23 protein-coding genes are annotated in these 23083 nt (G+C 69.8%); 7 read left to right on the plus strand and 16 right to left on the minus strand.

The genetic code is table 11. The features are described from left to right. The first annotated feature begins 15 nt into the window (after positions 1 to 15). Complete coding sequence (locus ACT53O_RS03870) at positions 16 to 879, plus strand: siderophore-interacting protein (RefSeq protein WP_476151393.1); 864 nt, start codon at positions 16 to 18, stop codon at positions 877 to 879. Next, the gene (locus tag ACT53O_RS03875; protein ID WP_476151394.1) at positions 879 to 1424 is read left to right on the plus strand and encodes an ECF transporter S component; all 546 of its coding nucleotides are present in this window, start codon (positions 879 to 881) and stop codon (positions 1422 to 1424) included. Before ACT53O_RS03870 ends, ACT53O_RS03875 begins: the two co-directional genes overlap by 1 nt. Positions 1425 to 1431: 7 nt before the next feature. On the opposite strand, the gene ACT53O_RS03880 is transcribed toward ACT53O_RS03875, so the two are convergent. The 3 genes from ACT53O_RS03880 to ACT53O_RS03890 all read right to left on the minus strand — a co-directional run bounded on the left by ACT53O_RS03880 (position 1432) and on the right by ACT53O_RS03890 (position 4386). Further along, positions 1432 to 1857, minus strand: coding sequence for a GIY-YIG nuclease family protein (locus ACT53O_RS03880; RefSeq protein WP_135949594.1), 426 nt, complete (start codon positions 1855 to 1857; stop codon positions 1432 to 1434). 217 nt (positions 1858 to 2074) lie between these two features. Beyond that, on the minus strand, positions 2075 to 3238 hold the full coding sequence (locus tag ACT53O_RS03885) for an acyl-CoA dehydrogenase family protein (RefSeq protein WP_476151395.1): 1164 nt from the start codon (positions 3236 to 3238) through the stop codon (positions 2075 to 2077). A 128-nt stretch (positions 3239 to 3366) separates the two neighbouring features. After that, the gene (locus ACT53O_RS03890) at positions 3367 to 4386 is read right to left on the minus strand and encodes a M15 family metallopeptidase (protein WP_378793639.1); all 1020 of its coding nucleotides are present in this window, start codon (positions 4384 to 4386) and stop codon (positions 3367 to 3369) included. A 76-nt stretch (positions 4387 to 4462) separates the two neighbouring features. Between ACT53O_RS03890 and ACT53O_RS03895 the strand changes: the two genes are divergently transcribed. Further along, entirely contained in the window at positions 4463 to 5509 is a 1047-nt protein-coding gene (locus tag ACT53O_RS03895; protein ID WP_476151396.1) for an Rv2578c family radical SAM protein, read from the plus strand. On the opposite strand, the gene ACT53O_RS03900 is transcribed toward ACT53O_RS03895, so the two are convergent. The 8 genes from ACT53O_RS03900 to ACT53O_RS03935 form a co-directional block, all read right to left on the minus strand. Continuing rightward, a complete protein-coding gene (locus ACT53O_RS03900) occupies positions 5506 to 6141 on the minus strand; it encodes a hypothetical protein (protein ID WP_476151397.1) in 636 nt (211 codons plus the stop codon). The two genes, ACT53O_RS03895 and ACT53O_RS03900, sit on opposite strands and share 4 nt — an antisense overlap. Before the next feature lie 103 nt (positions 6142 to 6244). Then, the gene (locus tag ACT53O_RS03905; RefSeq protein WP_476151398.1) at positions 6245 to 8248 is read right to left on the minus strand and encodes a DEAD/DEAH box helicase; all 2004 of its coding nucleotides are present in this window, start codon (positions 8246 to 8248) and stop codon (positions 6245 to 6247) included. Positions 8249 to 8526: 278 nt separating this feature from the next. Further along, entirely contained in the window at positions 8527 to 9195 is a 669-nt protein-coding gene (locus ACT53O_RS03910) for a hypothetical protein (protein ID WP_135949590.1), read from the minus strand. Positions 9196 to 9205: 10 nt separating this feature from the next. Next, positions 9206 to 12385: an efflux RND transporter permease subunit gene (locus ACT53O_RS03915; RefSeq protein ID WP_476151399.1), complete on the minus strand. Its 3180-nt coding sequence runs from the start codon at positions 12383 to 12385 to the stop codon at positions 9206 to 9208. Positions 12386 to 12534: 149 nt separating this feature from the next. Beyond that, positions 12535 to 12912 (minus strand): fluoride efflux transporter CrcB, encoded by a 378-nt coding sequence (crcB, locus tag ACT53O_RS03920; RefSeq protein WP_476151400.1) that lies wholly within the window; start codon positions 12910 to 12912, stop codon positions 12535 to 12537. Further along, complete coding sequence (locus tag ACT53O_RS03925) at positions 12909 to 13343, minus strand: fluoride efflux transporter FluC (protein WP_239498511.1); 435 nt, start codon at positions 13341 to 13343, stop codon at positions 12909 to 12911. The genes crcB and ACT53O_RS03925 overlap by 4 nt, the downstream gene beginning before the upstream one ends. 20 nt (positions 13344 to 13363) lie before the next feature. Then, the gene (locus ACT53O_RS03930) at positions 13364 to 14326 is read right to left on the minus strand and encodes a DNA topoisomerase IB (protein ID WP_112932256.1); all 963 of its coding nucleotides are present in this window, start codon (positions 14324 to 14326) and stop codon (positions 13364 to 13366) included. A gap of 1 nt (position 14327) precedes the next feature. Next, positions 14328 to 14597 (minus strand): DUF7218 family protein, encoded by a 270-nt coding sequence (locus ACT53O_RS03935; protein ID WP_112932255.1) that lies wholly within the window; start codon positions 14595 to 14597, stop codon positions 14328 to 14330. Positions 14598 to 14705: 108 nt separating this feature from the next. On the opposite strand from ACT53O_RS03935, the gene ACT53O_RS03940 reads away from it, so the two are divergent. From ACT53O_RS03940 to ACT53O_RS03950, 3 genes are all read left to right on the plus strand, one after another. Continuing rightward, on the plus strand, positions 14706 to 14867 hold the full coding sequence (locus ACT53O_RS03940) for a hypothetical protein (protein ID WP_005054418.1): 162 nt from the start codon (positions 14706 to 14708) through the stop codon (positions 14865 to 14867). A gap of 239 nt (positions 14868 to 15106) precedes the next feature. Further along, the gene (locus tag ACT53O_RS03945) at positions 15107 to 15958 is read left to right on the plus strand and encodes a DUF4097 family beta strand repeat-containing protein (protein WP_061681104.1); all 852 of its coding nucleotides are present in this window, start codon (positions 15107 to 15109) and stop codon (positions 15956 to 15958) included. Positions 15959 to 15960: 2 nt separating this feature from the next. Then, positions 15961 to 16596, plus strand: coding sequence for a PadR family transcriptional regulator (locus ACT53O_RS03950; RefSeq protein ID WP_294978796.1), 636 nt, complete (start codon positions 15961 to 15963; stop codon positions 16594 to 16596). Positions 16597 to 16723: 127 nt separating this feature from the next. Here the strand turns inward: ACT53O_RS03950 and ACT53O_RS03955 are convergent, their stop codons facing one another. After that, a complete protein-coding gene (locus tag ACT53O_RS03955; RefSeq protein WP_347418221.1) occupies positions 16724 to 17242 on the minus strand; it encodes a universal stress protein in 519 nt (172 codons plus the stop codon). Between the two features lie 166 nt (positions 17243 to 17408). On the opposite strand from ACT53O_RS03955, the gene ACT53O_RS03960 reads away from it, so the two are divergent. After that, positions 17409 to 17588 carry a DUF3073 domain-containing protein gene (locus ACT53O_RS03960; protein WP_005054410.1) on the plus strand — a complete coding sequence of 60 codons (180 nt, stop codon included), beginning with the start codon at positions 17409 to 17411 and terminating at the stop codon, positions 17586 to 17588. Positions 17589 to 17650: 62 nt separating this feature from the next. On the opposite strand, the gene ACT53O_RS03965 is transcribed toward ACT53O_RS03960, so the two are convergent. Genes ACT53O_RS03965 through purM form a run of 4 tightly spaced genes read right to left on the minus strand, consistent with a single transcriptional unit; the run spans position 17651 to position 23049 of the window. Beyond that, positions 17651 to 19081 (minus strand): MFS transporter, encoded by a 1431-nt coding sequence (locus tag ACT53O_RS03965; RefSeq protein ID WP_476151401.1) that lies wholly within the window; start codon positions 19079 to 19081, stop codon positions 17651 to 17653. Between the two features lie 41 nt (positions 19082 to 19122). Continuing rightward, positions 19123 to 20364: an MFS transporter gene (locus ACT53O_RS03970; RefSeq protein ID WP_112932250.1), complete on the minus strand. Its 1242-nt coding sequence runs from the start codon at positions 20362 to 20364 to the stop codon at positions 19123 to 19125. A gap of 30 nt (positions 20365 to 20394) precedes the next feature. Then, positions 20395 to 21876 (minus strand): amidophosphoribosyltransferase, encoded by a 1482-nt coding sequence (purF, locus tag ACT53O_RS03975; RefSeq protein ID WP_112932249.1) that lies wholly within the window; start codon positions 21874 to 21876, stop codon positions 20395 to 20397. Between the two features lie 60 nt (positions 21877 to 21936). Next, positions 21937 to 23049 carry a phosphoribosylformylglycinamidine cyclo-ligase gene (gene purM / locus ACT53O_RS03980; RefSeq protein WP_135949583.1) on the minus strand — a complete coding sequence of 371 codons (1113 nt, stop codon included), beginning with the start codon at positions 23047 to 23049 and terminating at the stop codon, positions 21937 to 21939. Positions 23050 to 23083: the final 34 nt, after the last annotated feature.

Raw genomic sequence — 23083 nt, forward strand, 5'->3', positions numbered from 1 at the left:
ACGAAAGGGGCTCCCTTGGCCCGCTCGTCCCGCCTCACGAAGCCGTCGGCACAGCCGCTCCTGCGCCTCGAGGTCCTCCGCACCGAACGCCTCGCGCCGCACTGGATGCGCATCACCCTCGGCGGCGGCGACATCGCCCGCTTCTCGCCGATGGGCTACGACCAGTGGTTCCGCCTGTTCCTTCCCCACCGCAGCGACAGCGCGGGCACGGGGCTCGAGCGGATCCCGGCGAAGGCGAACAGCATCCTCGGCTATCTGAGCTACCTGCGCATCCCGGAGGGCCTCCGTCCGGTCATGCGCAACTACTCGGTGCGGGCCCATCGCGCCTCGGGTCCGAGCGGCGGTGCGGAACTGGACGTCGACTTCGTCCTCCACGGGTCGGGCCCGACGGCGGGTCCCGCCTCGCGCTGGGCGGAGACGGCGGCGGTGGGCGAATCGGTCGTGATCATCGATGAAGGCATCGGCTTCGCGCCCGAGCGCGGTGTCGACCGGGTGCTGCTGGTCGGCGACGAGACGGCCGCCCCGGCCCTCGCCGGCATCTGCGCATCGCTTCCCGCCGCGGCGACGGGGACGGTCGTCGTGGAAGCGCCGTCCGCGGATGACGTTCTGACGTTCGAGGCGCCCGTGGGGGTCGACGTGACGTGGCTGGTGCGGGATGCCGCGGCATCCCCCGGCACCCCGGCGCTCGAGGCCCTGCGCGCGCTGGGCGCCCCCACGGCCGATACCCACGTGTTCGTCGCCGGCGAGCAGTCCCTCCCGGTGGCGGCACGGCGTCACCTCGTCGGCCTCGGGCATTCGAAGGATCGCATCAGCTTCGTCGGGTACTGGCGGCGGGGAGCGGCCACCGCGACAGCGCACGCCGCCTCGGAGGTGCACTGATGGGCAGGGCATCGACCGCGTACCTGCTGACGTGCGCCGCGATCGGCGTGGCGGGAGGCGTCGTGCTCGCGGCGGGGTGGTGGCTCTCGCTCGCCCTGTTCGCGACAGTGCCGTTCGCAACGGTGGCGATCGCCGGCCTGTGGGTGATTCCGCCGGTCGTGGCACTGCGCCTGCTGCAGCGTCCGTTCGCCGGCCTGCTGGTGGGGCTCATCTCGGGGCTCGTTCTCGCCCCGTTCTATACGATCTCGGCCGTCGCGACGACGCTGTTCTGGGCCTTCTTCCCCGAACTCCCGTTCATGGTGACGCTGTACCGACGGTGGGCGACGTGGCTGCACTACGCCGGAGCCGCTCTCATCGGCGTGGCGTATCCGATCCTCGCGGCGCAGTCGTTCGACCTCTGGTCGATGGCCACGCCCGTGCTCGTGGGATTCATCGCGCTGTGCGCGGCATCCTGCGTCGGCGGGACGGCTCTGGCCATTCTGATCGCCGACCGGCTGCGCGCCGCGGGAGTCGCACGCCTGGCCCGCCACCGCGCGGTGGTCTGAACGCGCGTCAGCTGACCGAACGACGAAGGGCGTCGGCGACCCAGCGGGCATAGCTGTGCCAGGGCGGGATGCCGTCGGCGAGCGCTGCCGCATGCGCGCGCAGTTCGGGCGCGGCACGGAACCACTCGCCGCCCTCGCGCAGGGGCGCGAACTGCTCATGACGCGCGCGCTCGACCGCGCGGCCGCCGAGCTCGAACGCCAACAGCTCCTGATGCCAGATCGCGGCCAGGCGCTGGCGTGGCTCGCGACTGGTGCCGATCTTGATGCGCTCTTCCCACCGCAGGTAGTAGACGACCTCGACGCGCGGGCGCGGCAGATCGGGATCGGGGCTGTCGCCGAGCCGCCACCCGCACACCGGACAGGTAAGGATGCCGTCGGCATCCGCCTCTGGCCGTGCGAACCCGCACAGCACGCACTCCTCCCGCCGCGACACCCCCGCACGCTAGCGCGCCCCGCCGACACCCGCGGCTGCCGACCCCGACCGCGACCCGACCGCCCTCCGACCGCGACCCGACCGCCCTCCGACCGCGAGACACCGTCTGCGCACCGAAACACCGGTTGTGGCCAGGTGTCTCGGTGCAGAACCGGTGTCTCGCGGACGAGGAGGGATGCCGCAGGAGCGCGCGGGCAGATCAGCGCGCGGGGGCGGATCAGCGCTTGCCGACGATCTGTCGCGACACGATGTCGCGCATGATCTCGTTCGTGCCGCCGTAGATGCGGTGCACGCGGGCGTCGAGATAGGCGCGCGCGATCGGGTACTCGGTGATGTAGCCGTAGCCTCCGTGCAGCTGCACGCCGATGTCGAGCAGCTCCGCTTCACGATCGGTCGACCAGAACTTGACCTTCGCCGCCTCTTCGGCCGTGAGCTTCTTGTCCTTGTAGAGCATCATCGCGCGATCGTTGTAGGTCCACATGACGTCGACCGTGGTCGCCATGTCGGCGAGCAGGAACCGCGTGTTCTGGAAGTCGGCGATCCGCTCTCCGAACGCCTCCCGGCTGAGCACGTAGTCGCGGGTCCACACGAATGCGGCCTCGCCCGCAGCCGCAGCCGCGACACCGATCGACAGACGCTCGAGCGGCAGGTTCATCATGAGCTGGATGAACCCCATGCCCTCCTTGCCGCCGATGAGGTTCGCTTCCGGGACGAACACGTCGGTGAAGCTGAGCTCCGCGGTGTCCCACCCGTGGAAGCCCATCTTCTCGAGCTTCTTGCTGTGGTCGAAACCCTCCATGCCGTCTTCGACGATGAGCAGGCTGAAGGCATCCGGCCGGTTGCCCTCGCCGGTCTTCACGAACGTGACCACCATGTCGGCGGTCTTTCCCGAGGAGATGAACGTCTTCGCGCCGTTGACGAGATAGCCGCCGTCGACCTTCTTCGCGGTCGTCTTGATGCCGCGCAGGTCGCTTCCGGCGCCGGGCTCCGTCATCGCGAGCGCGCCGAGGATCTCGCCCGTCGCCATGCCGGGCAGCCACTTCTCCTTCTGCTCCTGCGTTCCCATGTGCACGATGTACGGCACGGCGAGGTCGTCCTGGATGCCGAAGGCACCGGCGAGCGAGCCCTGCCCGGCTCCGATGGTCTCCTCCAGGACGATCGAGCGGAATCGATAGTCCTGCAGCATGCCGGCGCCACCGAACTCCTCGGGCACGCTCAAACCGATGATGCCGGCTTCGCCGGCAGCGAGCATGGTCGCACGGTCGATCTCACCGTCCGCCTCCCACTGCTTGCGCTTCTCTTCGGTGGCGAAGCGCTTGAGGAACTCCTTCACGACGTCGCGGAACGCCTCGTGGTCCTCGTCGTAGATCTCGCGCTCCATGGTGCGCCCGTCCTCTCGTCGTCGAGTGTGGAATCTGCCGGATGCCGCGGGAGGAATCCCGGATGCCGGTGGCATCGCATCCCAGCATCCATGGTACTGGGTTTCACCCCGAGCGTGGCGCTCGACAATCAGTAGTCCGGCGCCGCCGGCAGGCCGAAGAAGTCCTCGAGAGTGTGGAAACCGCCGTCGCGGTAGGCCTTCGCCAGCGCGGGCCCGATGTAGCGCAGGTGCCAGGGCTCGGCCTCGTAACCGGTGATGGAGGTGTAGCCCTCTTCGTAACGGACGACGAAACCGAATCGCCAGGCGTTCGCGGCGACCCAGGCGCCTTGGCGCGTACCGCCGAACGCTTCGATGGCACCGCAGCCGCCGTCGCAGGCTGCGACATCGGTGGCGAGTCCCGTCTGGTGCTCGCTGAAGCCGGGGCGGGCGCTCTGCTGATCGGCGACGTCGCGACCGAGCGAGTTCACGTACCCGTTGTAGGTGCGCGTCTGGGACGCGAACGATCGGTAGGCGCTGTTGAGGCCGATCGCCCCGACGCCCTCCTGAGCGGCGGCGGCGACGAGAGCCGTCAGCGCCTGCGCCGCCGCGGGCTGCAGCCTGCCGTCGACCGTGCGCTGCATGTCGGCGGGCGCGACCAGCTCCGTGGGCTCGACATCCAGCGGGTTCAGGGGCCGCTTCTTGTCGACGACGATCCAGAGCCGATGCGGGTCGCCGAGATCGATGCAGGGTGCGGAGCCGGCGACGACGGCGTCGCGGAAGGCCGCACCGCCACCGAAGGCGGCGATGACGTCCTCGTCCTGCCCCGCGGCGAGCGCTGCGACCACGGCGGGGTCGTCGCACAGCGCCGCAGCGCCGGTCTGCGCAGGTACCGGCAGACCCGTGGCCGGCGGCGCCGTCGCGTCGGCTCCGCTCGGCAGAGCGACGGCGGCCACCGCGCTCGCTGTGGTCGCGGCGCCACTCGGGCCGCGCGCGCCGCTGAGCGAGAAGGCCGAGATGCCGACGACGGCCGCAACGGCCCAGAAGACGATCGCGAACGCCGTCCATCGCACGCGCAGCGGCACCTTCGCGAGCCACTCTCGGCGCGCCCGCGGGCGCGGGGCAGCGGCGCGCGCGGCGCGGCGACTGGTCGGCTGCTCGGGGTGCGGCACCCGCCTATTCTGCACGCCGAGCCCGTGCGACACCTGCCCGTTGCACATTTGTCGTATCTCTGTTCGAATGTACGACATGCGGTGGCGTGGACAGAGTATCGATGCAGCGGATGCCGCTGCCTTGCCCGGCATGGAGCGCCTCGACGGCCTGGTCCGCACCGTCACGACCCCGGAGTTCGCCGGGATGACCTTCCACGAGGTGGCGGCCAAGTCGGCGTTGAATCATGTGCCCTCGGCATCCGCGATGCCGTTCGACTGGACGGTGAACCCGTACCGTGGCTGCAGCCACGCCTGCTCGTACTGTTTCGCGCGGGGCACCCACACCTACCTCGATCTCGACGCCGGGCGCGATTTCGACGAGCAGATCGTCGTGAAGGTCAACGTGGCCGAGGTCCTACGCCGCGAACTGGCCGCGCCGTCGTGGCAGCGGCAGCCGGTGGCGCTCGGCACCAACACCGACCCGTATCAGCGCGCCGAGGGGCGTTATCGGCTCATGCCCGAGATCATCGATGCCCTCGCGGCGAGCCGAACGCCGTTCTCGGTGCTCACCAAGGGCACGCTGTTGCGCCGCGACCTGCCGGTGCTCGCGCAGGCGCGGCGTCGCGTGCCCGTCCACCTCGCGATGTCGATCGCCATGCCCGACGAGCGGCTGCGGCAGACACTCGAGGCCGGTGCACCGACGTTCCAGGCACGCCTGGACACCGTGCGTGCGGCGACCGAAGCCGGATTCGCCGTGACGGTGTTCCTGATGCCGATCGTGCCGCACCTGACCGACTCCGTGGCGGTGCTCGACGACACGCTTGCGCGCATCGCGGCATCCGGCGCCGTGCGCGTCGTCTTCGGGGCACTGCACCTGCGTCCCGGCGCCCGGGAGTGGTTCTGGCAGTGGCTGGAACGCGAGCATCCGGAGCTCGTGCCCGCTTATCGAGGGCTCTACCCCGGCGCGACGGTCTACGCGCCGGTCGGGTACCGGAAGTGGCTGGCGGCCCGCGTGCGTCCGCTGCTGCGACGGCACCGTCTCACCGGTGGTCCGGAGGACGAGGTCGAGACGCGGCCGGCGCGACCGGGTCCGGTGCGGACGACCGCGCGGGCAGCAGCCGCGGCCCCGGCCATGCTGTTCTAGGACTGCCCGCTCAGGGTGCTGCGTCGAGCGGCGTCGACGACGAGTGAGGAGATCCGGTCCATGGAAGGGCCGACCGAGACGCCCGTGAACCACAGGTCGCCAGTGAAGACGTAGACCACATTCCTCACGATCTCCGCACCCTCTTCGACGTAGGAGAACGCGACGGATCCGGAGATTCCGGAGTCCAGGGCCACATACTCCTCCGTGGCCCGCAACGCAGCAATCAGTTGGTTCCGATCAGTCGCGTCGAGCTGGTAGACCGTCATCGCCAGATACGCCTCGGTCGCCGCCGGCGGCCACCACAAGCACTCGAGCCGTTCCGACGCGCGATGAACGGTGTCGCGTGCCACCGGGCCAGGCAACAGACTCGTCCCCGGATCCGTGTCGGTTACGCGCCACGTCGGCCCATCCACACCCGACACCGCTTCAATGGTCGCGAGCTGCTCACAAGAAGTGGGCATCGAAGCGACGACGGCCGGCGCGACCGGCGTCGCCGGAGACACGGCCGGGCTCGGCGTCTGCGCCTCGGGAGTGACTGCATCAGCCGACGGTGACAGCGACGGCAGAGCCGAGCAGCCGCTGAAAAGCAGAACCGCCGCCAGAACAACAATGGATGTGGTGAAACGGGGCATGGCATCACCATATGGGAGCGCGTTGGTTTCGCCATGCCCTCCTGGCCGGGCATACGCAGAAGGGCCGTAACGGTATCGTCACGGCCCTTCTCCAGGTCCGAACTCAGCGGTCGATGTGCGCTGCCTGACGCCCTGAGATCTCCTCGAGCACGTCGTCGCCCGGACGGGCGTCCTCGAACGGGGCGTCGATCTCGGCGCGCTCGAGCATCTCCGTCATGCGACGGCGGCGCTGGCGAGGGATGAGAGTCACGACCGTTCCGACACGACCGGCACGGCCCGTTCGACCCGACCGGTGCAGGTACGTCTTGTACTCGTCGGGGGCGTCGGCCTGGACGACGAGGTCGATGTCGTCGACGTGGATGCCGCGCGCGGCGACATCGGTGGCGACGAGCACGCTGACCCGACCGGACGTGAGGCGCTCGAGGTTGCGCGTGCGCTTGGCCTGGTTCAGGTCGCCGTGGAGGGCGACGGCGTGGATGCCGGCGTCGTCGAACTGCTCGGCGAGCATCTCGGCGTAGGCCCGGGTGCGGGCGAACACGAGGGTCTTGCCGGCGCGGTCGACGAGCGAGGTGAGGATCTCCGCCTTGTCGCGGTGGTCGATGACGAGCACGCGGTGGTCGATCGTGCCGGAGTCCTGGTCTTCGCCGGCGACCTCGTAGACGGCGGGGTCGACGAGGAACTCATCGACGAGGGCCGCGACCTCGCGGTCGAGGGTCGCCGAGAAGAGCAGCTTCTGCGCGTCGGGGTCGACGAGCCGGAGGATCCGCTGCATCGGCTCGAGGAAGCCGAGCTCGCTCATGTGATCGGCTTCGTCGAGCACGACGATGCCGACCTCGGAGAGGTCGAGCTTGCCCTGGCTCTGCAGGTCTTCGATGCGTCCGGGAGTGCCGATGATGATGTCGACGCCCTTCTTCAGCGCCCCGACCTGGCGCCCGGCGGGCACGCCGCCGTAGATCTGCGTGGTGAAGAGGCCGACGCTGCGGGCGATCGGCTGGATGGTGCGGTCGATCTGCAGCGCGAGCTCGCGTGTCGGGGCGAGGATCAGGGCCCTCGGGCTGCGGCCGAACGCGCGACGCTTGCCGGCCTGGCTGCGCAGCACCGCCTCGACGAGCGGCGCGCCGAACGCGATGGTCTTGCCCGAACCGGTGCGGCCGCGGGCGAGCACGTCCTTGCCCGCGAGAATCGGCGCGATCGTGGCGGCCTGGATCGGGAACGGGGCCGCGGCGCCGAGCTCGGCGAGGGTCCGCACGATGTTGTCACCGAGACCGAGGCTCGCGAAGCTCACATCCGCGACCTCTTCGGCCTGCACGGCCTGCGCCTGCAGCTTCTCGTGCACGACATCGGCGTGCTCCTCATAGGCCTTGCGCGCCGCGGCATCCTTTGCGTCCGAGTTCCAGTCGGAACGGTTGCCGCCGGTGCGAACCGGGCGGTCGTCGCGGCGCGGACGGTCGTAACTCCTCCGATCCGCATCTCGCGCAGCGAGATCAGGGCGCTCGCGTCGATCCGAGCGCGAGGTGGAGGAGTGGCGTCCGCGGTCGTCGAACGAACGAGCCGGACGGTCGTCGCGACGCGGACGTTCCGCGTCTCGGAAGTCGCGGCCTTCGCGCGGCGCACGCGCGCCATCGCGACCGCCGCGCGTGGAATCTGCGGAGTTGCGGCCATAGCCACCGCGCTCGTCACGGCGCGGGCGGTCGTCGAAAGAACGAGCCGGACGATCGTCACGACGCGGGCGATCCTCGAACGAACGAGCCGGACGGTCGTCACGACGCGGGCGATCCTCGAACGAACGAGCCGGACGATCGTCGCGCGCGGGGCGGAAGCCGTCGCGGTCATCACGACGCGGGCGCTCGCCGTTGGCGCGCGAGCGGATGCCGCGAGCCTCGTCGCGTCCGGCCCGCTCCTGTGCGCTCCAGCGCTGCTTCGGCGCAGTACCCGACTCCGCGGCCTCGGCCGGACGGTAGCCGCGGTGGTTCGGGCTCTTGCTGCCGGGCTTACCCGCGGAGGACTGTCCGGGGCGACGCTTGGCGTCCTGGTAGCTGGTCTTCGCGCCGTAACGCGGCTCGAAGTTCTGGGCGCGGCCGCCGGCCGGCTTCTTGCTCTTGGGCATGGTGTTCTTCCTGGGTTTTCTCGCGCGAGAACAGCGCCGCCGCGCAGCGAGAGCCGGAGCGACCAGGAGGCCGGGCGGATCGGGGCGGCGGGCAACCCGGTGGTCCGGGGGCCATTCAACAGTGATGGTCATGCGCGTCGATCGACGCTCACCATCGGCCCCTTGGACTCACAAACCCACCCGCGCCGCAGCGCGGTGTCCAGAGCCGACCCCACCACTGTACCCGGTCCACCTGTGAGAGTGCCGGTCAGGAAGCGCCTACCTCGACGGTCTCTGCCTCATCGCGCGTTCGCGGCGTGAAGGGCCGCAAGGGCGGCGGGAAGGTACCCGGAAAGCATGGCCGCTTCCTTGCTGTTGCCGACGACCGCGATCCACGTGTTCCCCTCGAAGGCGTAGCCGACCGCGCCATCAGCGATCTCGCCCGCCACGTGAGCGGTGAAGACAGTGGCACCGTCGATCGCCGCTTCGGTGTAGTCCGCGCTGCTGCGCAACGCGGTGATCAGCTCGTCACGCACGTCGGTCGGAAGCTCGAGCAGACCCGCCTGGACGCCACCGTCCGAACCCCCTCGCACGCCCCAGGCGCACTGGCTGGCTCGCTCCGCCTTCGTGACGGCAGCGCGCGCCAGCGGGCCGGGAAGCCGCTGTTCAAGAGTCCAGCCAGGATCCGCGTACGCGACGGCGTCCGCCGAGAAGTACTTCTGCAGGACAGAGATCGGGATGAAGTCCTCGCACCGCGGAAAGACGAGCACCGCGCTCGCCGGCGGCGACGACGGCCCCGACCCGGACCCCGACCCCGAGGGCGATGGAGGCACGGCGCTCGCGCTGGAGGTTGAGTCTGGCGAAGCGGTCATGGCAACGGCATCGGGCGCAACGCCGGCGGCGCAACCGCTGAGTGCACCCGCGAGAGCCAGCGCCGCGATCGTTGCCGACAGAACGTTTCGTCGCATGCGGCCGAGCCTATCGACGACGCGACCGCCGGGGGTGCAGAGCGGCGGACCCGTCCGCGGAGGCCGTGGCATCCACGTCCGTCCCGTCGCCGCCACCGGCCCGCCGGGCCGCCCGTCGCTCGCGCGCACCCTCCACCAGGTTGTAGAGCGTGGGCAGGACGAGCAGGGTCAGCACGGTCGAGGAGATGAGACCGCCGATGACGACGATCGCGAGCGGCTGCGAGATGAAGCCGCCGTGGCCGGTGATGCCGAGCGCCATCGGCGTGAGCGCGAAGATCGTCGCCAGCGCCGTCATCAAGATCGGACGAAGACGTCGCGATCCACCGGCGACGGTCGCATCGTGCGCACTCAGACCCTTGGCGCGGTATTGATTGACGAGGTCGACGAGCACGATCGCATTCGTGACGACGATGCCGATGAGCATCAGCACGCCGATCAGCGACGCGACGCCGAGCGGCACGCCGGTCGCGATCTGCAGGAGGATCGCGCCGGTGGCGGCGAACGGCACCGACACCAGCAGCAGCAGCGGCTGACGCAGCGACTTGAACGTCGCGACCATCACGATGTAGACGATGAGGATGGCCGCGAGCATCGCGAGGCCCAACTGGCCGAACGCATCGGACTGCTGGGTCACCACACCGCCGACCTTCGCGGCCGCACCGGTCGGAAGGTCCAGGCCGGTCAGCGCCGTGCGGACGCTTGCGGAGGCGGTGTTCAGGTCGTCGGTCGAGGGCGACACGGTGACCGTCGCCGTCCGCTGACCGCGCTGGGTCGTGATGGAGGTCGGCCCCTGGCTCTGCTCGACCGTCGCGACCTGATCGAGGCGCACGAGCCCGCTCGCCGAGGCGACCTGCAGCCCCTTGAGTTCGTCGATCGTCTTCGGCACGGACGCCGCCTGCAGGTAGACGGTGAGGGCGGTGCCGTCGATCTCGACGGAGCCGATCTGGCTCGGCTGCATCGTGTTCGAGACGAGGCCGCCGACGGCGACCTCCGACAGCCCGAGCTGCGCGGCCTTCGCGCGATCGACCGTCACCGCGATGTAGGGCAGGGATGCCGACAGGTTGGACGTGATCTGTCCGATGCCGGCCTTGCCCTGCAGCGCCGCCACCACGGCATCGGTCGCCTTCTGCAGCGCGTCGCCCGACGGCGCGGTCACGTCGACCTCGACGTCCGTGGAGCCGAAGCCGCCCTGGCCGGACGAGACGGTGACGGTGCCGACGTCGGTGAGGTCGGCGAGCGCCTTCTCCACGTCGTTGCGCACGGTCACCTGATCGGCTGACGTGTCGGTGGTCACCGAGTAGGTGATGCCGGTGCTGCCCCCGCGGAACGCATCGCGCACGGCGGATCCGCTCGATCCGATCGAGGTCTGCACCGTGGTGATGCCGGCGACGCCCTTCAGCGCGGTCTCGACCTTCTTCGCGGCGGCATCCTCGGCGTCGAGGCTGGGGGCCTGGCCGACCTGCTGCGTGATGGTGAAGGTGTTCTGTCCGCTGTCGCCGAGGAAGTTGGTCTTCATGAACGGGGCCGCGGCGATCGTGCCGCCGAGCACGAGCACGGCGACCAACAAGGTCACCCACGAGTGCTTCAGGGTCCAGCCGAGAATCGGCAGGTACGCACGCTGCAGCCTGGACGGGGGCGCGGCGGGGTCTTCCGGGTCGATCGGGTCGCCCTCGGCATCGCGCACGGGCTTTCCGGGGCGCAGGAACCAGTAGGCGAGCACGGGAACGATCGTCAGCGCGACGAACAGCGACGCCGCCATCGCGATCGTCACGGTCATGGCGAAGGGCCGGAACAGCTCGCCGGTGACGTCGCCCACGAACGCGATCGGCAGGAAGACTGCGACGGTGGTGATGGTCGACGCCGTGATCGCGGCGGCGACCTCGCGAACCGCCAGCAGGATCGACGAGAGCTTTTCGGCACCCTCGACGTAGTGGCGTTTGATGTTCTCGATGACGACGATGGAGTCGTCGACGACGCGGCCGATCGCGATCGTGAGAGCACCCAGAGTCAGGATGTTCAGCGAGTAGCCGAAGGCCTGGATGCCGACGAAGGTGATGAGGACGCTCGTCGGAATGGAGATCGCGGTCACCAGCGTCGAGCGCACCGACAACAGGAAGACGAGGATCACGAGCACCGCGAAGACGAGGCCCAGCAGACCCTCCTGTGCCAGCGACTCAATCGACTGCTCGATGTAGGGCGCCTGGTCGAAGACGACGCTGAAGCTCGCGTCGCCGCCGATGTCGCTCTGCAGCTTCGGCAGCAGGGCCGTGACCGCTCGGCTGACGTCGACGGTGTTGGCGGAGGGCAGCTTGGTGATGGAGATGGTCAGCGCGGGCTCGCCGTTCACGCGCGAGATCGAGGTCACGGGGTCTTGCGCGAGCGCCACGGTGGCCACATCGCCGATCTTCAGGGGACCGTTCTTGGCCGCCCCCTCGAACTGGGCCGCCGAGGTGGGCACGAGCGGCAGCGCCGAGATCTGGTCGACCGATGTGAGCTTGCTGCCGGTCTGCACCGTGAGCGTCTGGTCGCCCTCGGTGACCGTGCCACCCGGGAAGAGCACGCCGTTCTGCTTGAGGGCGTCGGTCAGTGCCGTCTGGGTGAAGCCGGCGGCAGCGAGCTTCGCCTGATCAGGGGTGATCGTGACCCGCTGGCCCTGGCCGCCCACGATCGTGGCGGCGCTGACGCCCTTGACGTCTTCGAGGTCGGGGATCGTGCTGGCCTGCAGTTGGGCCTGGATCGTCTTCTCATCGCCGTATCCGGTGACGGCGAGGGCGATGACGGGCAGATCGTCGATCGAGAAGGAGACCACGTTGGGTTCGACACCGGTGGGCAGCGTCGACTTGATGCGGTTGATCGCCTGCAGGATCTTCTGCTCCGCGGTCGCCAAGTCGGTTCCGTAGGTGAACGACGCCTGGATGATCGAGGCGTTCGTGGTGCTCGTCGCCGTCGTGGACTCGAGTCCCGGAATGCCCTGGATCGCCGTCTCGATGGGCGTCGATACGTCGTTGTTGACCACATCGGGCGACGCGCCGGGGTACGTCGACAGGATCGACAGCTGGGGGAACTCGACCGAGGGGATGAGCTCCTGCTTGAGGCTCGTGAGGGCGAGGCCGCCGAAGATCGCCGCGACGATCGTGATCAGGGCGATCAGCGCCCGGTTCTTCAAGCTCAGGACGGCGAGATGCGACACGGAAAACCCTTGCTGTCGGAAGGCGCGGACGAAAATCCGATACACGCGTGTATCCGCCTCATTCTCGCACGCGGACAGACGGCGGGCGGCGACGGAAGCCGGGGGATAACCCGAGAATCCGGACGCTCGGCGCCCACGGGCGTCGACGCTCAGCGCGGGAAGAGCTCGCCGATGACGAGGCCGGCGGCGGCGGCGATCAGGGAGAGCACGAGCGTGCCGATCAGATTGATCCAGGCCCAGTCACGGCGACCCCGCTCGGCCAGCAGCGCCGTCTCCGTGGACACCGTGCTGAACGTCGTGAAGCCCCCCAGTACGCCCACGCCGAGAATGCTCGCCCATGCCGGCGCCACGTTCGGCCCGAGACCGGTGACGAGCCCCAGCAGGAAGGAGCCGAGCACGTTCACGAGAAGGATGCCGATCGGGAACGCGCCCGATCGCCCGCGCATGATCGCGGCATCCATCAGGTAACGCGCACCGGCGCCCAGTCCCCCGCCGACGACGAGTGCCGCCGTCTCGACGGGGTTCACTCGGCATCCTCCGGACGCTCGACCTCGCCGGGACGGTCGGCGATGCGCCGCCCGGCCGCCAGTCCCACCACGGCGGCGAAGACGCCGCCGAACAGCGAGACCACGACGAGGATGATGCCGATGTAGGGCGACGCGCTCGAGGTCGAGAGGGTCTGCACGGCGAACGCGCTGTACGTCGTGAACCCGCCCATGACTCCCGTCCCGAGGAAGAGTCGAGCGCGCGGATGCCGATCGGCGAACCAGCCCACGATGACGCCCAGCAGCAGCGAACCCAGCAGGTTGATGACGAGCGTGACGGCCGGCACGACCAGCGGATGCGGGTTCACCGCCCCCAGGGGCACCACCACGGCCGCGCGGATCGCGACGCCGATCATGCCGCCGAGGATCACCAGCACGAGGGCGACCGGCGAGAACCAGCGGGGACGAGTCACGTCCGCAGACTAGCGTCGCCTCACGGACCCAGCAGCGCACGGATCGCCGATTCCGGCGAAACCGTCGTGTCCAGCAGTTCACCGCGTCGATACCGCGCGAACACGCGGGGATCGATGTACGAGCTCTTGGCCACCGTCGGCGTGTTGCCCAGGGCCGCGGCCGCCGCCTTGACGGCGAGCACCTCGGCGCGTTTGCGATCGGCTTTCGTGGTGGTGGTCCCGATGCGCGCCAGCGCGTCGGCCGCGAGGATGGTGCCGCGCAGCGTGCGGAAATCCTTCGCGGTGAAGCTGCCGCCGGTCATGGTGCGGACGTACACATTGACGTCCCGGGGGGTCAGGGCAACGCGCCGGCGACCGCGCGCGTACGCCAGAAGAGGTGCAGCCGGCCGACCCGCAGCGAGCATCTCGACGACGACGGCGAGGTCTTCGTCGTCCACGTCGAGGCTCTGCCGCTTGCCGCTCTTGCCCGGAAAGCGCAGGCTCGTGACGGTACCGCTGACCGCGGCATCCCGCCGCTGCAGCGTGGTGAGCCCCCGACTGCCGTGCGCGGTGAAGTACCGCTCGCTGCCCACTCGCGGGGCCGCCTGGTCGAGCAGGCGAAACGCGGTCGCGAGCACCCGCTCGCGGTCGAGGTCGTCGCGGCGCAGCGACGCGGTGATGCGCCCGCGGGCGCGCGGCAGGCTCTCGGCGAGCTGCAGCGCCCGCGCGTACTTGCCCTTGTCGCGGGTGGTCGACCACTCCGGGTGGTAGAGGTACTGCATCCGTCCGGCCTCGTCGACGCCGGTGGCCTGGATGTGGCCGTTCGCGGCGGCGCAGATCCACACGTCGTTCCACGCCGGGGGGATGACGAGCGCGACCACGCGTTCGCGCTCCGCGGCAGGGAGGGCGGCGCCGTCGGCATCCACGTAGCGGAATCCCGAACCGGAGCGCAGGCGCCGGTAGCCGAGGTCGCGTCCGGGGCGGACGCGGCGCAGGCGCGGCACGTCAGGAGTCTCGAAGCATGTCGATGAGCTCCGCCTTGCGCGCACCGGAGTACCCGCGGATGCCGAGTTCCTTCGCGCGAGCGCGCAACTCGGCCACCGTCCAGTCCTCGTACGAGCCGGACTCGCCACCTCGTCGCCCGACGGCCTTCCGGCCGTCCCGCGCGGCGGCGTTGGAGATGCGCGCCGCCTTCTGCTTCGACGCGCCGTCCTTGCGCAGCTCCTCGTAGAGCTCGGGATCCTTCAGCGAAGGAGGTGTGCTGTTCTGTGGCATATAACCGCCCTACCGCAGGTGCGAAGGCCGCGGCAAGGGGGGTGCCTCCCCCGCGGAACGGGACTAGTTTCAGGGGGTCATGGAGTCCCCCGAGAATGGAGCAATCACATGAATCTCGCTCTGATCATCATCATCGTCGTCGCGATCGTGCTCGCCATCGTCGGCGGCATGAACGCCGCCCTGAACTGGCTGCTGTGGGTCGCCCTGATCGTCGCCGTGATCGCGATCATCGCGTTCCTGCTGCGACTCGTTCGCGGCGGTCGCGCGTAGCGACGTCGCACAACCGGACAACGCGCCGGCTCACCTCACGGTGGGCCGGCGCGTCCGCGTTGTGGGGGCCTCGTCCCGCTCCGTTCGTCCGGTCCGTCTCGTTGCTGACGCCGCTCGCCGCCGGCAAGAAGGGACGGACCAACCGGGAAGTCGGACGAACACGCTGGCGATTCGAGATATATCGTGTTACTCTCGGATAACGCGATATATCTCGAATCGCCTCACGTCAGGAGAAACAGATGACTCTGGAGAAGTGGCTCATCAAGCCGGGCGAGACCCGGGTGATCGACCTCGAAGACATCCGCAAGCTGAAGGTGGGCCTCGTCGGCGGCCAGATCGACGTCGTCGCGCACGACGAGCCCGGCGTGCGCATCGAAGTGCACGCCGTCACCATCAAGGACCTCCGCATCGAGGCCTCCGGCGACGTGGTGGAGATCGACCATCCGCAGCTGCGCTGGGACAATTTCCTCGAGGTGTTCCGCAACTTCGGCTCCGGCGGCCCCAAGGCGGAGATCAGCGTCGCGGTCCCCCGCGGCATCCTGCTGACCCTCGGCGTCGTCTCCGCGAGCGCGCTCGTGTCGGGCCTCGCCTCGGGCGCGCGCCTGAACACCGTCTCCGGCGACATCATCGTCGACGGCCTCACCGGCGACCTCTCGGTCAACGCCGTCTCGGGCGACGTGCAGATCCGCGGCCTCGACGGCGCACTCAGCGCCAACTCGGTGTCCGGCGATGTGGCGGCCACCGGCAGCATCCGCAAAGCGACGATCGACACCGTCTCGGGCGGCATGCTCGTCGACTCGACCGATCGGGTCGACCTGGTCAGCCTCAACACCGTGTCGGGCGACGCGACCGTGCGTCTCGACGAGGGCCACCCGGCCAACTTCGTGCTGCGCAGCGTCAGCGGGCGGCTCATGGTCGACGGCGTCAAGCGCTCGAGCTCTGGGCCCTCGAACTACGTCGACTCCGTCGGGGAGCTCAGCGGCAGCTTCGCCGACGTGCGCGCCAATTCGGTCTCGGGCGACGTCACGGTGCTGCGCCGCTCGCCGGCCGCTCCGGATGCCGCGGCATCCGCGACCGCCGAGGAGAACTGAGCATGCCTCCCGTCTTCTCGCACGGCGATCTGCGCCTCTACCTGCTGAACCTGCTCGACGAGTCGCCGCGCCACGGTTACGACTTGATGCAGGCGCTGTCCGATCGCACCGGCGGAACCTATACGCCCAGCGCCGGCACCATCTATCCCCGGCTGTCGAAGCTCGAGGAGGAGGGCCTGGTCACCAAGACCGTGGACGGCCGCAAGACCGTGTACGCGATCACCGAGGCGGGGCGCGCCGAGGTGGCCGCTCGCGCCCACGAGCTCGAGGGGATCGAGGCGGGGCTTGCCGACAGCGTGCGGCTGATCGCCGACGAGGTCCGCGGCAGCGTCCGCGAGGCGATGAAGAGCCTCCGCGCCGATCTCGCCGCTTCGGCGCAGTCGGAACGAGACAACGCCGACCGTGACCGCACCGGCGCACGCGCCTCGGCATCCGCGTCGGGGGGGGACGAGGCGCGCCAGTCGTCGCGAGAGCAGATGAGGCGGGCCGAGGCGATCGTGGGCGAGTTCCGCGCCACCGTGCGCGCGGATCTGCGCACGCATCTGGCGCACGGCGGCCAACTCGCGGCCGACGCCGTCGACGACCTGTCGCGCGCGCTGGACGACACCCTGGCCGCCCTGACCCGCGCACTCCGCTGACGCACGGGCCCGTCCGCTCTCGCCTTCTCCGCCGAGCCGCTATCTTTCCGCCGATCCGCCACACTCCGGCGTGTCAAAAGATGGCGGCTCGGCGAGTTCGTAGCGGCTCGCGGGGAGGGGGGAGGGGCTACGACGAGGGCCAGAGGTCCTCGTCGTCGCCGACGGGGTCTTCCAGGGGGACGACGAGGATGGGGCGCGACTGACGGTGCGCCAGACGGGCGGCGACCGAGCCCGTGAAGAACTCGCGGATCGACTCTCCGAACCCGCGGCGGCGGGTACCGACGACGATCAGGCGCGCCTGCGCCTTCTCGGCGAGGTGCTTGATCGCCAGAGCCGGGTCGCCGACGAGCTGGGTGACGCTCCACTCGACACCCGAGCCGTCCAGCGCGGATGCCGCGACGCCCTCGACCGCACTCAGCTGCGCCTCCCCGATGGCGAGGTCGATGTCGATCGGCGCGGTGTGCATATAGCCGTCCGGATCCTCGTACGTGACGAAGCGCGTGACGTCGACGTGGGCGACGATCAAGGGCGCCGAGAAGAGCTTCGCGTACCGGGCTGCTTCTTTGAGAACGCGAGCCGGCTGGTCGGGAATGACGCCGACGATCACCGCCCGCTGAGGGACCGGACTCTCGTCTGTTTCGGCCATGCGACCTTCCCCGTCCTCCCCCGCACCGCGAGGCGCCGGGGGCACCGTGTTATTCTGAATGCTACTCTTCCCGGCAGGAAGCCGGATCGTCAATCGCATCGTGAATGCGCCGGACGAAATGCGGGAAACCCGCATCGTCCGTGACTCAGAAATGAGGGGGTCTCGCATGGGGCGTGGCCGTCAGAAAGCGAAGCACACCAAGATCGCTCGCGAGCTGAAGTACGACACCTACAACGTGAACTACTCCGCGCTCGAAAAGGAGCTCGGACACCACGAGGAAGACCCGTACGTCGACAAGTGGGCCGACCAGTACGCCGACGACGAGGACGAGCTGGAGACAGCCTGACGCTCTTCCGGCGGCCTCGGCCGGCGCCGTCGTGTGGGTGATGTGATCCGTCGGCGCCGTGATCAGTGCCGCGGCCCCGCTGCGGCTGCTCGCGCGGGACGCAGGGTGAGGATCATCGCGACCCCGGCGACCGCCAGGATCACCGCCGAGGCGATGACCGCGGCGTGGAAGCCCTCCGTCACCGACGCCGCCGACACGGCGGTCGCGCCGAGCACGGCGGTGCCGAAGCCGCCGCCCAGGTCGTAGGAGATCTCCTCCAGCGCGGCCGCTCCTCCCACTTCGTGCAGGCCAGCCGACGACACGATCAGATCGTTCGCCCCGACGGCGGCGATCTCGATCGTCAGTCCTGCCAGTCCGGTCGCGACGGCGAAGACGGCCAGGTGCACGGGGTCGGGCGCGAACGCGACCGCCGCCAGCGCCGCCCCCGCGACGATGAGGGCACTCGAGATCACCGCGCGATGACCGAGGCGCCGCAGGAACCACGGTGAGAGGAAGGCGCCCACCAGGGTGGCCAACGCGAGCGGGATCAGCGCGATCGCGGCATCCAGGGGTTCGAAGCCGCGCCCCAGCTGTAGGTATCTCGCGAACTGCAGTTCGAGGCCGACGATGGCGAACATCGCCAGCGCGACCGCGATCAGCGCACTGGAGAACGCGCGATTGCGAAAGAGTGCGACATCGAGCATCGGCGTCCGTCGCTCACGAACCATCGCGCGCTGTCGCCGGACGAAGAGCGCGCCCAACCCGGCCGCGACGACCAGTCCGCCGAGGACGAGTTCGACATGGTGTTCGGCCAGACTGTTGATCGCCACGGCCGCCGCCAGCACCGCTCCGATCGCGAGCCCCTGGCTGACGAGGTCGGTGCTGCCCGGCCGCGTGGAGCGCGACTCCGGAACGAACGCCGCCGCCGCGATGATGACGAGCGCGCACAGCGGCAGGTTGATGAGGAACACCACACCCCACGTGCTGTGCTCGACGACGAAGCCGCCGATCACGGGTCCCGCCGCCGCCGCGGCGGCGGACGACATCGACCAGATCGCGACGGCGCGCACGCGCTTGTCCCGATCGGGGTAGGCGACGCGAAGCAGCGACATCGTCGAGGGGAGAACCCCTGCGGCGCCGACGGCCATCGCGGCCCTCGCCGCGATGAGCAGCTGCGGGCTGGAGGCGAAGGCCGCGGCCGCCGACGCGAGCGCGAAGACGACGAGCCCGCCGACCAGGAACGCGCGCCGCCCGTACCGATCGCTCATGACGCCCGCCGACAGCAGCAGGGGCGAGATGACGAACGGGAAGATGTCGATGATCCACAGCAGCTCGGTGTCGGTGGCGCCCAGGTCGCGGGCGATGGTCGGCGCGACGACGTGGAGGATGGTCACGTCGATGGACACCAGCGCGAGCGCGCCGCAGACCGTCGCCAGCACGGGCGCCGGGTGCGCCCTCAGCGCCCGTCGCTCGGCGGGGGCACGTCCCTTCGGTGACGCGTCATGCTCATCCACGCGACCATCGTGGCGGAAAGGTCGCCCTCACGCACGTCCACTCACCACGCGCCGTGGCGACGTTCCCACTCGTCCTCGATCGTGCGCGGCCGCGTGACGACCAGGCCGGTCGGAATCGTCGCGAGGAACAGCAGGCCGAAGACCACGAGCACCGGCTGCCACTGTCCGGTCGCCTCGTGGACGACCGCGAACATCAGCGGGAACAGCGCGGCGATGCCGTACCCGACGCTCTGCGCGAAGCCGCTGAGCGCGACGGCGCCCTCGTGGGTGCGCGAGCGCAGCTGGATGAGCACCAGCACCGCCGGGAACAACGCCTGCGGGGTGCCGAGCAGCACGACCCAGAGGATCGTGGCCGTCGCAGGCGCGAGCAGCATTCCGGCCACACCCGCCAGCCCCGCGATCAACGCGGCGGCGTAGACGACGCCGACCCGGCGCCACCGTGTGATCAGGATCGGCACGATGATCGACCACGGCAGTCCCATCGCGCCGAACAGCGACAGCAGCGCGCCGGCCTCGGCGTGCGAGACTCCGGCGACGTCGACGAGGATGACCGGCAGCCAGGCGAAGCACGCATAGACGCTCGCCGCAGAGATGCCGAACGTCCCGGCCAGCGCCCACGCGAGCGACAGCCGCGGCAGGCGTCCCAACACGCCGGGCGCCGGGGCGTCGAGATCCACCGCGGCGGGAGCCTGCGTGCGGGCGACGTTCGCGCGCACCACGAGCGTCACCCAGGGCGCGACCGCCAGAAGCGCGAGGATCGCCCACATGCCTAGCGAGAACCGCCACCCCGCGGCATCCGCGACGGGCACGGCCACCAACGGTGGCACGAACGCGGCCATCGCGAGAAGCGCGGAGTACAGCGCGGTCATCGTGCCCACGCGGTCGGGGAAGTATGTCTTGATCAGTGGCGGCAGCACCACGTTGCCCACGCCCACCGCGGCGAACAGGACCGTCGTCGCCAGCAGCAGCGTGGCCGCGTCCGTCGCGAGAGCGCGCGCGAGGAGGGCGGCCGTGACGATGAGCATGGATGCCGCCGCGAGCCGCTCCAGCCCGAACCGGCGTTCGAGGATCGGGGTCACGATGCCGAAGACGGCGAAGCAGACCGGCGGCGCGGTGCCGATGAGACCCACCACCCACGTCGGCACCGCGAAGTCGGCCTGCACCTCCGAGATGATCGGCGACAGCGCGGCGACGGCCGAACGCAGGGAGAAGGCAACGAGCACGACGCCCACCAGCGCGAGGAGGCGTCCCCGCCAGAGGGAGCGCGGGCGGGGATGGGTCACCCGATCCAGCCTAGGGCGCGCGGGGAAGGGTCAGCTCTCCTGCGTGCCTTCGACCCAGGCGAGGTACTCCTCCGACACGGTGCCGGTGATGTAGCGCCCGTCGAAGCAGCTCATGTCGAGGTCGTCGACGTCGGGCGAACCTTCGAGGATCGCGGCCTTGAGGTCGTCGATCTCCTGATAGACCATGTAGTCCGCACCGAGCTCTTCGGCGATCTCGGGGATCGTGCGGCCGTGCGCGACGAGCTCGTGACGCGAGGGCATGTTGATGCCGTACACGTGCGGGAAGCGCACGGGCGGGGCGGCCGAGGCGAACGTCACCGTCTTGGCGCCGGCATCCCGAGCCATCTGGATGATCTCCTTGGAGGTCGTCCCGCGCACGATCGAGTCGTCGATGAGCAGCACGTTCTTGCCCTTGAACTCGCTCGACATGGCGTTCAGCTTCTGACGCACGCTCTTCTTGCGCACCGCCTGGCCGGGCATGATGAACGTGCGGCCGACGTAACGGTTCTTGTAGAAGCCCTCGCGGTACTCGATGCCGAGCTTGCGCGCCACCTGCATGGCCGCCGGGCGCGAGCTGTCGGGGATCGGCATGACGACGTCGATCGTGCCGGCGGGGGTGTACTTGGCGATCGTGTCGGCCAGGCGCTCACCCATCCGCAGGCGCGCCTCGTACACCGAGATGCCGTTCATGATCGAGTCCGGTCGCGCCAGGTAGACGTATTCGAACGAGCACGGGACCAGCTGCGGGTTCGTCGCGCACTGCTGGGTGTGCAGGCGCCCGTCCACGTCGATGAAGACGGCCTCGCCCGGCTCGACGTCACGGACGACCTCGAAGCCGCCGTTTTCCAGCACCAGCGATTCGGAGGCGACGATCCACTCGTAGCGACCCGTCGGGGCGCCCTCGGCATCCACCGCGGGACGCGTGCCGAGGATGAGGGGGCGGATGCCGAAGGGGTCGCGGAATGCGAGCAGGCCGTAACCGGCGATGAGCGCGATGGTCGCGTACGAGCCTTCGACGCGCTCGTGCACCCGGGTGACCGCCTGGAACACCTGCGCCGGGTCGAGTTCGAGGCCGGAGATGGAGGACTGCAGCTCGTTGGCGAGCACGTTGACGAGCAGCTCGGTGTCGGAGCTCGTGTTGAGGTGACGGCGGTCTTTGCTGAAGAGCTCCTGGGTCAGCTCACGCGTGTTGGTGAGGTTGCCGTTGTGCACCAGCACGATGCCGTAGGGCGCGTTGACGTAGAAGGGCTGGGCCTCTTCCTCGCTCGACGCGGTCCCCTTCGTGGCGTAGCGGACGTGGCCGAGGCCGATGTTGCCCAGGAGGGCGCGCATGTCGCGGGTGCGAAACGCCTCGCGCACCTGCCCCTTGGCCTTGAACAGATGGAAGACGCCGCTGGTCTCGGCCGTCGCGATACCCGTCGAGTCCTGACCGCGATGCTGCAGCAGCAGCAGCGAGTCGTAGATGTCCTGATTGACCGGGCCCTGTCCGACAACGCCGACGATTCCGCACATGTGGTGTTGCTCAATCCGTTTCTGCGCCGGGGCGGTGATGCACCTCGGCGGCCGATGAACCTAGACGGCTGATGAATACGCGCCGACGAGGCGCACGGCTCCGCCGTCCACGCCCTTGGCGCCCTGCTCGAAATGGCCCTCGGGACGCGCGCCCTCCTGGACGACGCCCACCTGCCAGGTCGCGATACCGGCGTCCGACAGGAGGGATGCCGCGGCATCCGCCTTCTCGGGCGCGACGACAGCGACGAAACCGATGCCGAGGTTCCACGTGCCCTCGGTGTCTTCCAGACGCAGCCCGCCGAGATCGGCGAGCACGCGGAACACGGGGCTGGGCGACCACGTCGAGCGGTCGACCTCGACCCACGCCTGCGGCGGCAGCACGCGAGCGAGGTTCGCGGCGATACCGCCACCGGTCACGTGGCTGAGCGCGTGCACGGCGCCGGGCAGCGCGGTGAGCACGTTCAGCAGCGGCAGCGTGTACAGGCGCGTGGGCTCGAGGAGCTCCTCACCCCACGTGCGACCGAAGTCGGCGGCCGGGGCGCCGTAGCTGATGCCCTTGCCCGCGACGATGTGGCGGATGAGCGAGTAGCCGTTCGAGTGCGCTCCGCTGGAGGCCAGGGCCAGCACGACGTCGCCGGCGCGCACGCGGTCGGCGCCGAGCACGTCGCCGGCATCCACGACGCCGGTGGCCGCTCCGGCGACGTCGTAGTCGTTGACGCCGAGCAGGCCCGGGTGCTCGGCGGTCTCGCCGCCGACGAGCGCCGTGCCGGTCTGCTCGCAGCCGGAGGCGATGCCGCGAACGATGTCGGCGATGCGCTCGGGGAAGACCTTGCCGCACGCGATGTAGTCCGTCATGAACAGGGGCTTCGCGCCCACCACCACGATGTCGTCGACCACCATGCCGACCAGGTCCTGGCCGATCGTGTCGTGCTTGTCGATCGCCTGCGCGATCGCGACCTTGGTGCCCACGCCGTCGGTCGAGGTGGCCAGCAGGGGCTTCTCGTAGGACTGCAGCGCCGAGGCGTCGAACAGGCCGGCGAACCCGCCGACACCGCCCAGCACCTCGGGCCCGTGGGTGCGACGAACAGCCGACTTCATCAGTTCGACGGCGAGATCTCCCGCCGCGGTGTCGACGCCGGCTTCGGAATAGGGATTCTGTGGGGCTTCTGCCACGCGAACAGCCTACCGGCAGGGGCGGGACGCGCGG

Source organism: Microbacterium sp. DMC48 (assembly GCF_056313825.1).